Annotated in this window: 13 protein-coding genes; 8 read left to right on the top strand and 5 right to left on the bottom strand. The window is 73.5% G+C overall.

Features of this window, described 5'->3' with window-relative positions:
• Together QSK39_RS42545 and merB are read right to left on the bottom strand one after the other, a co-directional pair.
• The gene (locus QSK39_RS42545; protein ID WP_285483462.1) at positions 1-1,092 is read right to left on the bottom strand and encodes a polyprenyl synthetase family protein; all 1,092 of its coding nucleotides are present in this window, start codon (positions 1,090-1,092) and stop codon (positions 1-3) included.
• A 60-nt stretch (positions 1,093-1,152) separates the two neighbouring features.
• The gene (merB, locus tag QSK39_RS42540; RefSeq protein WP_285483461.1) at positions 1,153-1,842 is read right to left on the bottom strand and encodes an organomercurial lyase; all 690 of its coding nucleotides are present in this window, start codon (positions 1,840-1,842) and stop codon (positions 1,153-1,155) included.
• Between the two features lie 49 nt (positions 1,843-1,891).
• On the opposite strand from merB, the gene metF reads away from it, so the two are divergent.
• From metF to QSK39_RS42525, 3 genes are all read left to right on the top strand, one after another.
• Positions 1,892-2,776 carry a methylenetetrahydrofolate reductase [NAD(P)H] gene (metF, locus tag QSK39_RS42535; protein WP_285483460.1) on the top strand — a complete coding sequence of 295 codons (885 nt, stop codon included), beginning with the start codon at positions 1,892-1,894 and terminating at the stop codon, positions 2,774-2,776.
• A 42-nt stretch (positions 2,777-2,818) separates the two neighbouring features.
• The gene (locus QSK39_RS42530) at positions 2,819-4,507 is read left to right on the top strand and encodes a DUF885 domain-containing protein (RefSeq protein WP_285483459.1); all 1,689 of its coding nucleotides are present in this window, start codon (positions 2,819-2,821) and stop codon (positions 4,505-4,507) included.
• A gap of 251 nt (positions 4,508-4,758) precedes the next feature.
• A complete protein-coding gene (locus QSK39_RS42525) occupies positions 4,759-5,631 on the top strand; it encodes a DMT family transporter (RefSeq protein ID WP_285483458.1) in 873 nt (290 codons plus the stop codon).
• An 18-nt stretch (positions 5,632-5,649) separates the two neighbouring features.
• Here QSK39_RS42525 and QSK39_RS42520 read toward each other — a convergent pair whose 3' ends face one another.
• On the bottom strand, positions 5,650-6,222 hold the full coding sequence (locus tag QSK39_RS42520; RefSeq protein ID WP_284741052.1) for a GNAT family N-acetyltransferase: 573 nt from the start codon (positions 6,220-6,222) through the stop codon (positions 5,650-5,652).
• Positions 6,219-6,731, bottom strand: coding sequence for a YbaK/EbsC family protein (locus QSK39_RS42515; RefSeq protein ID WP_284741053.1), 513 nt, complete (start codon positions 6,729-6,731; stop codon positions 6,219-6,221). Before QSK39_RS42515 ends, QSK39_RS42520 begins: the two co-directional genes overlap by 4 nt.
• 222 nt (positions 6,732-6,953) lie before the next feature.
• Here QSK39_RS42515 and QSK39_RS42510 point away from each other — a divergent pair, with 222 nt between their 5' ends.
• From QSK39_RS42510 to QSK39_RS42490, 5 genes are read left to right on the top strand one after another with little or no spacing between them, the layout of a single operon-like run.
• Entirely contained in the window at positions 6,954-8,054 is a 1,101-nt protein-coding gene (locus QSK39_RS42510) for an SAV_6107 family HEPN domain-containing protein (RefSeq protein ID WP_285483457.1), read from the top strand.
• Complete coding sequence (locus tag QSK39_RS42505) at positions 8,044-8,814, top strand: maleylpyruvate isomerase family mycothiol-dependent enzyme (protein WP_285483456.1); 771 nt, start codon at positions 8,044-8,046, stop codon at positions 8,812-8,814. Before QSK39_RS42510 ends, QSK39_RS42505 begins: the two co-directional genes overlap by 11 nt.
• A 58-nt stretch (positions 8,815-8,872) precedes the next feature.
• Positions 8,873-9,601 carry a VOC family protein gene (locus QSK39_RS42500; protein ID WP_285483455.1) on the top strand — a complete coding sequence of 243 codons (729 nt, stop codon included), beginning with the start codon at positions 8,873-8,875 and terminating at the stop codon, positions 9,599-9,601.
• Between the two features lie 14 nt (positions 9,602-9,615).
• Positions 9,616-10,452, top strand: a complete 837-nt coding sequence (locus QSK39_RS42495) for an alpha/beta fold hydrolase (protein ID WP_285483454.1) — start codon at positions 9,616-9,618, stop codon at positions 10,450-10,452.
• A 56-nt stretch (positions 10,453-10,508) separates the two neighbouring features.
• Entirely contained in the window at positions 10,509-11,588 is a 1,080-nt protein-coding gene (locus QSK39_RS42490) for a GNAT family N-acetyltransferase (RefSeq protein ID WP_502873356.1), read from the top strand.
• A 13-nt stretch (positions 11,589-11,601) separates the two neighbouring features.
• Here the strand turns inward: QSK39_RS42490 and def are convergent, their stop codons facing one another.
• Positions 11,602-12,102, bottom strand: a complete 501-nt coding sequence (gene def / locus QSK39_RS42485; protein WP_285483453.1) for a peptide deformylase — start codon at positions 12,100-12,102, stop codon at positions 11,602-11,604.
• Between the last annotated feature and the right edge of the window lie 27 nt (positions 12,103-12,129).

Genomic DNA, 12,129 nt, shown 5'->3' with positions numbered 1-12,129 from the left:
TCAGTACGTCCGCTGGGTGGCCTTGACGACCAGCCCGGTCAGCGCCTCCGGCGCGGGCTCGGCCAGGTGCGCGCGCTCGAGGGCGGCCATCGCCGCGGTGGTCAGCTCGTCGATCCGCCGCTCGACCGCGTCGACGGCACCGACCTGCCGCAACGCCATCCGGACGGTCTCCACGCCCTCGTCGGAGAGGTCCGCGTCGCCGATCGCGTCCGCGATCACGGTGGCCGCGGCCGTCTCGCCCTTTTCGGCGGCGAGCTGCAGGCCGAGCGCGACGAGCAGGGTGCGCTTGCCCTCGCGCAGGTCGTCGCCGGCGGGCTTGCCGGTGACCGACGGGTCGCCGAACACGCCCAGCAGGTCGTCGCGCAGCTGGAACGCGACGCCGACCTCGCCGCCGAACTCCAGCAGCGTGGCGATCAGCTCGGGGGAGGCCCCGCCGAGCGCGGCGCCGAGGTGCAGCGGCCGCTGGACGGTGTAGGCGGCGGTCTTGAGCCGGTCGATCTTCAGCGCGGCCTCGACGGAGGCGTCGCCGGTGGCCTGCGTGCGGACGTCGAGGTACTGCCCGGCGAGCACCTCGGTGCGCATCGCGCGCCACGCGGGACGGGCCGCGGCGAGCGTCTCGGCCGGCAGCGGCGCGTCGGCGAACATGTCGTCCGCCCAGGCCAGCGCCAGGTCGCCGACGAGCACCGCGGTGGCCAGGCCGAACGTCGCGGGGGAGCCGAGCCAGCCCTGGTCGGCGTGCAGCTTCGCGCCCGCGATGTGCACGGTCGGGAAGCCGCGGCGGGAGTCGGAGGAGTCGATGAGGTCGTCGTGGATCAGCGCGCACGCCTGGATCAGCTCGAGGCTGGACACCGCCTGCAGCACGCCTTCGGCGTCCGGGCCCGCCGGGTCGCCGCCCGCGCCGCGCCAGCCCCACCAGGCGAACGTCGGGCGCAAGCGTTTGCCTCCGGTCAGCACGAACCCGCTCAGCGCGTCGATCCCGGCCTTCACGGTCGGCTCGGTGGCCACGATTTCCGCGCTCGCCCGGCCGAGGAACCCGGCCAGCGCGCGCTCGACGTTGGCGGGCAGATCGGCGTCGGAAACGGGCGCGTTCATGCCGCCATCCTCGCGGAACCGGCGGGGGCGCGGGCCGCCGGGGCACCCGGATGTGGCGAATCAGACTCCGGCCGTCGCCGCCCAGAACGGCCCGGTCAGGCCCGCTTCGGCGAAGTATTCGACGGCCCTGTCCGGTTCGCGCCGCCGGTAGCCGCGCTCGAGGCGGCCCTCGTACCAGCCCCGGGCGAGCCGCCAGAGCGTGACGAGGTCCATGACGTACCCCTTGGCCTGCCCGGTCGCCGCCAGCCAGGCGTCCACACAGGACTCGCAGCAGAACAGCCGCTGGTGGCCGCAGGTGTGCAGCACGTCGTCCCACATCCGCGCGGCGGGCACGAGGAAGTGCGCCACCTGCGTGCCCTCGGGCGGCGCGGAGCGGGACACGACCAGGGCGTGCGGCTGCCCGCAGCCGGGACAGCGGGTCGCGACGAGCACCTCCGGCTCGCCGGCCACCAGGTGGGGGATGGCGAAGGAGTCCCATGCGCAACCGCCCCACCACAGCGTGCTCGAGCCCATCACCGAGAAGCCGAGCGACTTCGCCGCGAACGGGTGGGCCAGCACGACGTGCTCGCACTCGTCGAGCACCAGGTGGTGGGCCTGCGCGAGGCGGTGCAGCGACTGCTTGGCGACGGCCAGCGACCCGCCGGCCGCGTCGGCCAGCTCCGGCGCGGACGGCGCGCGGCCGCGATCGGCGAAAGCGTGGTAGACGGCGAGGCGCACGTCCTCGTCCCGGTTCGTGTCGTCCTCGTGCATGGCTCACTCCCGTGACCAGTTTAGTACCGGAGACCTTTAACATTCGGGTATGACGTCGGTGATCGAGCGGTTGCGAGGAGACGGGCCGAAGTTCTCCATCGAGTTCTTCCCGCCCCGGGACACGGCGGACGAGGCCGTCCTCTGGAAGGCGATCCGGGAGCTCGAGCCGTACGACCCGGCCTACATGTCGATCACCTACGGGGCCGGCGGCTCCAGCCGCGACGGCACGATCCGCAGCATCGCGCGCGTCGCCACCGAGACCACGCTGGTGCCGATGGCGCACCTGACCGCGGTCAACCACTCCGTCGCCGAGCTGCGGAACGTGATCGGCTGGTACGCCTCGGTCGGCGTCCGCAACATCCTCGCGCTGCGCGGCGACCCGCCGGGCGACGTCTACGGCGAGTGGATCCCGCACCCGGAGGGCCTGACCTACGCCGAAGAGCTCGTGCAGCTGGTCCGCGAGCTGGGCGACTTCTGCGTCGGCGTCTCGGCGTACACCTACGGCCACCCGCGCTCGACCGACCTGGAATCGGACACGAAGTACCTGGTCCGCAAGCTGCGCGCGGGCGCGGACTTCGCGATCGCGCAGCTGTTCCACGACCCCGAGGACTTCCTCCGGCTGCGCGACCGGGTGGCGGCGACCGGCTGCGACGTCCCGGTGCTGCCCGGCGTCATGCCGCTGACCACGCTGCGGACCCTGCAGACGACGATCAAGCTGTCCGGCGCGCCGGCCCCCCGGAAGCTCCTCGACCGGCTGGAGCCGCTGGCCGACGACCCGAAGGCGTTCCGCGCGGCGGGCATCGACGTCATCACGGAGCTGTGCGAGAAGCTGATCGCCGAGGGCGTGCCGAACCTGCACTTCTACACGTTCAACCGGTCGAAGGCGACACGCGAGGTCATCGCGAGGCTCGGGCTCGTCCCGGCCCGTGCTTAAGTACGTACCACCGGCCCCTGGTGGCCCGGTAGCGTGCGGCGCATGGCTTCTACTGCTTCCGATGGCGTGCACGGGATCTGTGACCGCTACGTCGACGAATACGCGGCCGCGGACCCGGTCGCGGCGACCGCATACGGCATCACGGGTCACGACCACCGGCTGACCGACTACTCGGCGGACGGGTTCGCCGAGCGCGCCGCACTGGCGTCGCGGGCGCACGCCGCCGTCACGGCCGCCGAGCCGCAGGACACCGCCGAGCGCGCCGCGAAGGCCGTGTTCACCGAGCGCGTCGGGCTGGAGCTGGAGATCCACGAGGCCGGCCTCGACGTGGCGAGCCTGAACGTCATCTCCAGCCCGGTGCAGGAGCTGCGGATGGCGTTCGACCTGATGCCGCTCGACACCGAGCAGGACTGGTCGGTCGTCTCGGCCCGGCTCGGCGAGGTCCCGCAGGCGCTCGCGAACGTCCGCAACGGCCTGCTCACGGCGGCCGACAACGGGCACGTCTCGGCGCTGCGGCAGATCGCGAAGGTGGCGGAGCAGTGCGAGACGTGGGCCGGGCTCCAGGACGAGACGGGCTACTTCACGCAGCTCGTCGGCGGCGCGTCTTCACAGGGTGAAGCGCTGAAGGGAGACCTTGCGCACGGCGCGCGGGCCGCCGAGGAGGCGTTCGCGGAGTTCGCCGGGTTCCTGCGGGCCGAGCTGGCGCCGAAGGCCCCGGTCAAGGACGCCGTCGGCGAGGACGTCTACCGGCTGTGGTCGCGGTACTTCGTCGGCGCGGCGCTGGACCTGCGCGAGGCCTACGAATGGGGCTGGGCGGAGTTCGCCCGGATCGAGTCCGAGATGCGGGCGGTCGCGAACCGCGTCAAGCCGGGCGCTTCGGTGGCGGAGGTCGCGGCGGTGCTCGACGCCGACCCCCGCTACCGCGTCCGCGGCCGCGCGGAGTTCGAGGCGTGGATGCAGCACCTGTCCGACGAGGCGCTGAAGTCGTTGCGCGGCAAGCACTTCGAGATTTCGGACCGCGTGATGGCGCTGGAGTGCAAGATCGCCCCGCCGGGCGGCGGAGTGGGCGCGTACTACACGGGTCCGAGCGAGGACTTCGCCCGCCCGGGCCGGATGTGGTGGTCCCTGCCCGCCGGCCGCGACGAGTTCGTCACGTGGCGCGAGACGAGCACGGTGTACCACGAAGGAGCACCGGGTCACCACCTCCAGATCGCGACGGCGGTGGACCAGTCCGAGGGGCTGAACAAGTACCAGCGCCTGATGGCGTTCACGTCGGGCCACGCGGAGGGCTGGGCGCTGTACTCGGAGCGCCTGATGGAGGAGCTGGGCTACCTCTCCGACGACGGCGACCTGCTGGGAATGCTGTCGGAGCAGCTCTTCCGCGCGGCGCGGGTGGTGGTCGACCTGGGCATGCACCTGGAGCTCGAGATCCCGGCGGGAACGGGCTTCCACGAGGGGGCGCGGTGGACCCCGGAGCTGGGCCTGGAGTTCATGCTGACCCGCACGATCACCGACGAAGCGCACGTCCGCGACGAGATCGACCGGTACCTGGGCTGGCCCGGCCAGGCCCCGGCGTACAAGATCGGCGAGCGCCTGTGGCTGACGGCCCGCTCGGAGGCCCAGGGCCGGGCCGGCGGCGCGTTCGACATCAAGCGGTTCCACATGCAGGCACTGCGGCTCGGCGGGATGGGGCTGGACACGCTGCGGGAGCAGCTGGCCCAGCTGGACTGAGCTCCGCCGGGCGGTCACCGGAAACCAGTGGCTGGACTGAGCTCCGCCGGGCGGCCACCGGAAAACCGGTGGCCGCACGGCGTTCGCCCCCGCTAGGTTCGCCCCGTGCGCCGAATCCTCTTCGTCACCCCACCGCCCCGCGCCTGAGCGGGGTGGTTCCCAGCCGCGTGGCCTCCAGGGCCCGCGGCTGATTCGTCTTGCACCGCCCCGCGTCGTCGAGCTCCCTTTTCCTTCGACGCAGGAGCGTTCCTTTGACAACCCTGTCCACGCGCGCCCGGTCTTCGGCCGCGCTCGTTCTCGCCGGTGTCCTCTGGGGCACCGGTGGCCTCGCCGGCTCCCTTCTCGGTCAGCTGGCCGGTCTTCACCCGCTCGCCGTGGCCGCGTACCGGCTGCTCGTCGGCGGCGGCGTCGCGACCCTCTTCGTCCTGCTGAAAGGCGGCGGCCTCCCACGCACCGCCGAAGCGGCGAAGCGGCTTCTCGCCGTCGGCGCGCTGTTCGCCCTCTTCCAGGCGAGCTACTTCGCCGCCGTCGCGCTCAGCTCGGTCAGCATCGCCACGATGACCACCATCGGCGCCGCACCCGTCGTCGTCACGCTCGCGGTGGTGCGCCGGCCCCACCGCTGGACGGTGCTCTCCCTCGCCGGCACGCTCGCCGGACTGGTGCTGCTCCGCTGGTCACCGGACGAACCCGCCCACCTCGTCGGCGGCCTCGGCTTCGCGCTTCTCGCCGCGGCGGGCTTCGCGGCCCTGACGCTGCTCACCGCGAAGCCGGTCGACGGCCTGGACCCGCTGTCCACGACGGCGTTCGGCTGCCTGACCGGCGGTCTCCTGCTCACCCCCGTGGCGAGCTGGACGGGCATGGCACTGCCGCTGCACGCGGACGTCCTCGCGGCGGCCTGCTACCTCGGCGCGGTGCCGACCGCGCTCGCCTACGCCGCCTACCTGCGCGGCCTGGCGACGGCGCACCCCGTCCTGGGTGCGCTGTCGGCGGTGCTCGAGCCGCTGACGGCCACCGTCCTGTCCGCCGCGCTCTTCGGGGAACGGCTCGGCGTCACGGCCTGGTGCGGCGCCGCCGTCCTGGTCGCGGCGCTGCTGATCGGGTACTGGCGTCCCGAACCGCGCTGACCGGCGTCGCCCCTCGGCTCAGCGCGAGTCGAGGGGCAGCGCCCGCCCGAGGATCGCGAACGGCCGCGGGTCGCCGGCGAAGTGGTAGTCGCGCAGGACGTCGACGAACCCGGTGCGCCGGTAGAGCTTCCACGCCCGGCTGGTGCCCTCGGGCGTCGACAGCAGGACGTTCGCGCTCGGCACGCCGTCCAGCAGCGCGCGCAGCAGGTCCTCGCCGATCTGGTGGCCCTGGTTCTCCGGCTTGACGTGGATCTCGGTCAGCTCGAAGTAGTCCGACAGCCAGCGCTCCGCCGCTTCGGGCCCGAAGCGACGGCTCAGGCCGTGGCGCACCTGCTCGTGCCACCACTGCCCGGCCCGGCCGCGGTAGCCGTAGGCGAGCCCGAGCAGGACGTCGTCGGCGTCGAGCGCGGCCATGCAGCGCCAGCCCTCGCGCAGCGCGTGGGTGAGCCACATCGGCGCGCGCTGCTCGGCGGTGCCTGCCGGGTACCGCATCGCCCGGACGTAGATGTCCAGCGCCTCGGGCAGGCGGGCGCGGAACTCGTCCGAGGAGAGCTGGACGTAGCGGGAGCAGCCGGCGGGCATCGCGGTCACGGCTGTCCATCTTCCTCCGCGCCGCTGAGCGCGCCCGGGGTGCCCCCGGTCAAGGCGACCAGCTCCGCGAAGGTGGTGGGGTAGACGGTCTTGGGGTGCCCGGCGGCGGCCCACACGACGTCGTGGGCGCGCAGCGCGGTGTCGACCAGCGTCGGCAGCGGCCCCGGGTGCCCGGTGGGGGCGACGCCGCCGATCGGCTGCCCGGTGTGCGCCCGCACGAAGTCGGCGTCGGCCTTGCCGATTCCGGCCCCGGCCAGCCGCTCGAGGGTGGCCGGATCGGCGCGGTGGGCGCCCGAGGTGAGGGCGAGGAGCGCTTTTTTGTCGGACCCCAGGCGGAAGATGAGGCTGTTGGCGATGGCCCCCACGGGCACGCCGAGCGCTTCGGCCGCCTGAGCGGCGGTCCGGACCTCGGCGGGCAGCACGCGGATGCCCTCGGCGGCGGCGTGCTGCCCGGCTTCGGCCAGCGCGGCCGCCACCTTGGCGACGGCGGGGTGGTCCAGCGAACTCATGAACCTATGAGATCACGCCACCGACCTGGTGTCCCGCACCACGTCCGGGGATTCCACCCGTGGGGTTGAGCGGACACCGGGTCGGGGTTACTCTGGAAATTGTTCGAACAGACGTTCGACATCGGTGAGCGCGCACCGGTCAGGTGCCCGGCGGCGGGGCGGGGGAAGCGTCCGGCCGCCGGGTGCTCGATCGGGCTCACCCCGCGCAGGAGGAGGGTCGTCATGTCCGTCAAGGTCGTGTCCCCCACGGAGTCCGGGCAGCCGCAGCTGCCCATGCCGCTGCGCCCGCCGGTAACCCCACCAGCGGCCGGCACCCACCACGGCCGCCCCCGCCGAACCCGCCCGCGGGCCGAGGGAAAGGGCCGACTGCACCCGACGGCGGCGGTCGACCCGGGGCAGCCCGAGCTGCCGATGTCGCTGCGTCCGCTGGTCGCGGATGCCGGTCAGTCCGAGCTTTCGGCTTCGCCGCGTCCGGCTGCTGCCGCTGCGGATGCCGGCTGGCCCGAGGTGCCCACCTCTTTGCGCCCGTCGGCTGCTCATGCGGACAGTGGTCAATCCCAGCCGCCGACCTCGCTGCGTCCGCCCATCGCCGGTGCGGAGCTTGAGCAGGTCGAGCTGCCGATTTCGCACTCGCCGGTGCCGGTGGCAGACCCGGGGCAGCCCGAGCTGCCGATTTCGCTGCGTCCGCCGGTCGCGGATGCCGGTCAGTCCGAGTTGCCGGCCTCGCTGCGCCCGCCCACTGCCGATGTCGAGTCCGGTTCGCCCGATGCTGGTCGCAGCCTGTCCGAGCTGCCTGCTTCGCTGCGTCCGCCCACCGCGGACTCCCCGCAGTTCCCTGACTCCCTGCGTCCGCCCGCCGTCGAGGGGGAATCCGCCGCCCACGCTGAGCGCAACCAGCCCGAGCTGCCCATGTCCCTCCGCCCGCCCGCACCGCCCGTTGCCGCCGGCCTGCTTGCCCAAGCCCGGCGCGGGCTCGCCGAGGCCGACCGGGAGACCGCTCCCGCCGAGCGCTTCATCGGTGCCTACCTCGCCGCCCTGCGGGGCGCCGCCGCCGTGCTTGCTGCCCGGGGGCGTCCGCACCGGGGGCGTGCTCGGCCGGCCAGTACCTGGGTGCTGCTCGACTCCGTCGCTCCCGAACTGCGGGAGTGGTCGGCCTTCTTCGCGGGCAACTCGGCCGCGCGCGCCGCCGCGCAGGCCGGGATCACCGGGAAGGTCACCGCCGAGTCGGCCGTCGAGCTGGTGCGGGCCGCCACGTCGTTCCTCGAACTGGTCCGCCGCCTGGTGCACGGCCTCCCGATCACCGGGGAAGCCCATGTCGCGTGAGCACGGCCCGGTCGACCGAGGGCGGTTGCTCACGGCGCTGGGGATCGAAGGCCGGGTGCTGGCCGAGGCCGTCCACGCGGCGCCCGCCGAAGCGCCGGTGCCCGCCTGTCCGGGCTGGTCGGCCGCCGAGGTGGCCCGGCACGTCGGCAGCCTCTACCGGATGGTCCGGCGCCGGCTCGCCGAAGGCCGCAACCCCGAAGACTGGCAGCGCGACCCCGAGCCGGGCCAGAGCCTGGCCGCGTACCTGGAGACCGGCCTGGCCGAGCTCCTCGACGAACTGGCCGCGCACGACCCCGAAGAGCGCGCCGACACGTGGTGGCCGGCCGACCCGACCTACGGGTTCTGGCGCCGGCGGATGCTGCACGAGACGCTGGTCCACCGCGTCGACGTCGAGCAGGCGGCGGGCGCGGAGCAGCGCGGCGTCGCCGAGGACCTGGCGATCGACGGCATCGACGAGGCGCTGACCCTCTGGTTCGGCCACAAGCTGCCGATGCTGGGTCTGACCGGCACGAAAGCGGGCTCGGTCGGCGTGCGCACCGGCGCGCACAGCTGGATCGCGCGGGCCGGGCCCGAGTCGACCGAGGCCTGGCGCTGCTCGGCCGAGGAGGCCGAGACCGCGGACGACGTCGTCACGGCCGCCGAACCCGGGCGGATCTACCTGTGGTTGTGGGGCCGGTCGTCCCTGACCTCGGTGACCGTGCGGGGAGTGCACGACCAGGCGGCCCAGCTCTGGGCGCTGATGCGGCTCGCGACCCGATGATCCGGCCGGTGGGGAAGCCGAACCGGAACTGTCGGAGGTGGCGGTTAGCCTGCGGCCCATGACCACGCGCCTGGTGAACCTGGTGATCGACGCGGCGCGGCCGAGAGTCCTGGCGGACTTCTGGGCCGCGCTCCTCGGCTGGCGTGTCGCCGTCGAGGAGCCGGACGAGGTCGACGTGCGCGCCCCGGAGACCGACGGCTGGGACCTGGACCTCGTTTTCGTGCCCGTGCCCGAGGCCAAGGAGGTGAAGAACCGGATCCACCTGGACCTGGCGAGCACGTCGCTCTCGCACCAGGCGGAGCTGGTGTCGCGCGCCGTGGAGCTCGGCGGCCACCGGGTCGACCTCGGGCAGGGCGCCGTGCCATGGGTCGTGCTGGCCGATCCGGAGGGCAACGAGTTCTGCGTCCTCGAGCCCCGCGACCGGTACGCGTCGGGCGCGGTGGCTTCGATCGTGGTCGACGCCCACGACCCGGAGCGCATGGCGGACTTCTGGGCGCGGCTCACCGGCTGGCCGGTCGCCGCCCGCGAAGGCGACGTCCTGGTGGGGTTGCGCGCGCCGTCGAACCGCGGGCCGTGGCTGGAGTTCCTCCGCAACGACGACGTGAAGAGCGTCAAGAACCGGGTGCACCTCGATGTCGCGCCGCCGTCGGGCACCGAGCACGCGGAGGCGGTGTCGGAAGTCGTGGCGGCGGGTGCGGCGCCCGCGGACCTCGGCGGGCCGGCCCTGCCGTGGCGCGTGCTGATGGACCCGGAGGGCAACGAGTTCTGCGTACTGACCCCGCGCTGACCTAGCTTGGGAGCATGGAGACCTTCGAGTGGCAGGGGCGCCGGATCGCCTGGGACCGGGCCGGATCCGGCCCCGCGGTGGTGTTCTGCCACGGCACACCGTGGTCGTCGGCGCTGTGGCGGCCCTTCGCCGAAGCGCTGAGCGAAGACTTCACCGTCTACCTCTGGGACATGCCGGGCTACGGCCGGTCCTCGAAGGACGCGGACCACCCGGTCGATTTCGGCGTCCAGGCCGAGGCGTTCCGGGCGCTGCTCGCACACTGGGGTCTCGACCGGCCGCACGTCGTCGCCCACGACTACGGCGGTGCCGTGTCGCTGCGCGCCCACCTGGTCCACGGCGTGCCGTACGCGTCGCTGCTGATGGCCGACGCCGTGGCCATCCCGCCGTCGGGTTCGCCGTTCTTCCAGCTCGTCAAGGAGCACCCGGACGTGCTCGCCCGGGTGCCGCCGTACATCCACGAGGCGCTGGTCCGGGCCTACATCGGCAACGCGAGCTTCCGCGAACTGCGGGAGGCCGACCTCGCGGAGCTCACCGCGCCGTGGCTCGGGGAGGAAGGCCAGCCGGCGTTCTACCGCCAGATCGCCGCGTACGACGAGCGCTACCTGGCCGACAACGAGGCGGAACTGGGCCGAGTGGACCTCCCGGTGCGCGTGCTCTGGGGTGCCGAGGACACGTGGATCCCGCCCTCGATCGGCGAGCGGCTGGCCGCGGGCATCCGCGGCGCGACGTTCACCCCGGTCGCCGCCGTCGGCCACCTCATCCAGCTGGACGCCCCGGTCACCCTGGCGACCGAGCTGCGATCCTGGCTGACGAGTGTTTCGCCCGGGTTGCCGGGCCGCGGCCAACGCTGACCTGCGCGAAACACCGGCGTCCTGGCCCGGCAACAACCGCGCGGGACCGTGGTGGCATGGAGACCTCCAGAGCGTTGCCCCAGGTCGGCCCGGCGGCCGCCGTCGACGTGGCGGACGCGCCGTCCGCGTGGCGGGTCCGGATCCGGATGCACGACCACCCCGGCACCCTCGCCCGCATCGCGATCCGGCTCGCCGACCTCGAGTGCAACATCCTCGGCCTGGCCGTGCTGCCCGTGCCCGGCGGCGTGCTCGACGAGATCGTCCTGCGCCCGGCGACCGGCCTGCCCCGGCGGCACCTGGCCGACGCCATCCGCGCCGAGGGCTGCGAGTGCACGGCGATCATCGACGCCGACGTCCACGAGCTGGTCGACCCGGCGTCGTCGACGCTGCTCGCGGCCCGCCGGGCGGTCGACGACCCGGCGCACCTCGCCGAGGTGCTGAAGGACGTGCTGGCCGCGGACGTCGTCACGCGCGTCCCCACGGCCGAGGCGAACCCGGCCCGCACCGAGAGCGGGCACCGGGCGGTGTTCGCGCTGGGCGGCGGGGACGCGCTGGTGGCGCGGCGCCAGTGGGCACCGTTCGTCCAGCTGGAGCTCACCCGTGCCGAGGCGCTGGTGACGTTGCTGACCGCCGCGGAGCGGAACATCGCGGGCCCGGTGGTGCTCAACCGCCCGGACGGCGCGGCGATCGTCCTGCGCAAGGGCGTCCCCGCCGACGCCGAAGCGGTGTCCGGACTGCACCGCCGCTGCTCGACGGCGACGCTCTTCCGCCGCTACCACACGGGAGTCCGGACGGTCCCGCGCCGCTGGCTGCACCGCCTGCTGGTGCCCCCGCGTGGCACGAGCGTGCTCGCGGTCTTCGGCCGCGAGGTGATCGGCCTGGCCCAGCTGATCCCGTCCGCGACGGGCGGCGCCGAGATTTCCCTGCTGGTGGAGGACGACTGGCAGCGCCAGGGCATCGGCACGGCCCTGCTGTCCAGGGTGGCGACGCTCGCAGAGGCTCAGGGCATCGCGGAGCTGAGGGCGGACTGCCTCCCCGGCGACGACGTGTTGCCGCGCACGGCGGCCCGGGCGGGGCTGCGCACGGAACGCTCCCTCGAGGAGGGCACCCAGCTGCGGATGTTCCTGCCGGGGTGAAGCCGGGGCCTGGTCAGCGTTTCCAGAACCAGTCCTTGTCGCGCGCTTCGCGCATGGCCGTCTTCTTGCGCTCGGCCGTGAGGCGGTCCAGGTAGAGCACGCCGTCGAGGTGGTCGGTTTCGTGCTGGAGGCACTGGGCCAGCACTTCCTCGCCTTCGACCTCGATCGGCTCGTTGTGGATGTCGACGCCCCGGACCTTCGCGTGCTTCGCGCGCCTCGTCGGGAACCACAGCTCCGGCACCGAAAGGCAGCCCTCGTCGATCTCGTGCGTCTCCTCGGACAGCTCGACGATCTCCGGGTTGACGACGTACCCGGCGAGCCCGGCGACGTCGTAGCTGAAGATGCGCAGCCCGACCCCGATCTGCGGCGCGGCCAGCCCGGCTCGCCCCGCCGGCTTCACCGAGTCGACCAGGTCCCGCACGAGCGCCTCGAGCTTCTCGTCGAACACGGTGACCGGGTCGCAGACGGACTTGAGGATCGGGTCCCCGAAATAGCGCAGCTCGCGCATGGCCATGAGCAGAACATCCTTCGTGCGTGTCGG

The organism is Amycolatopsis sp. NBRC 101858, from assembly GCF_030269325.1.
Lineage (GTDB): Bacteria > Actinomycetota > Actinomycetes > Mycobacteriales > Pseudonocardiaceae > Amycolatopsis > Amycolatopsis ponsaeliensis.
The sequence above is the reverse complement of the archived record's forward strand: the minus strand, read 5'-3'. Positions and strand labels throughout refer to the sequence as shown.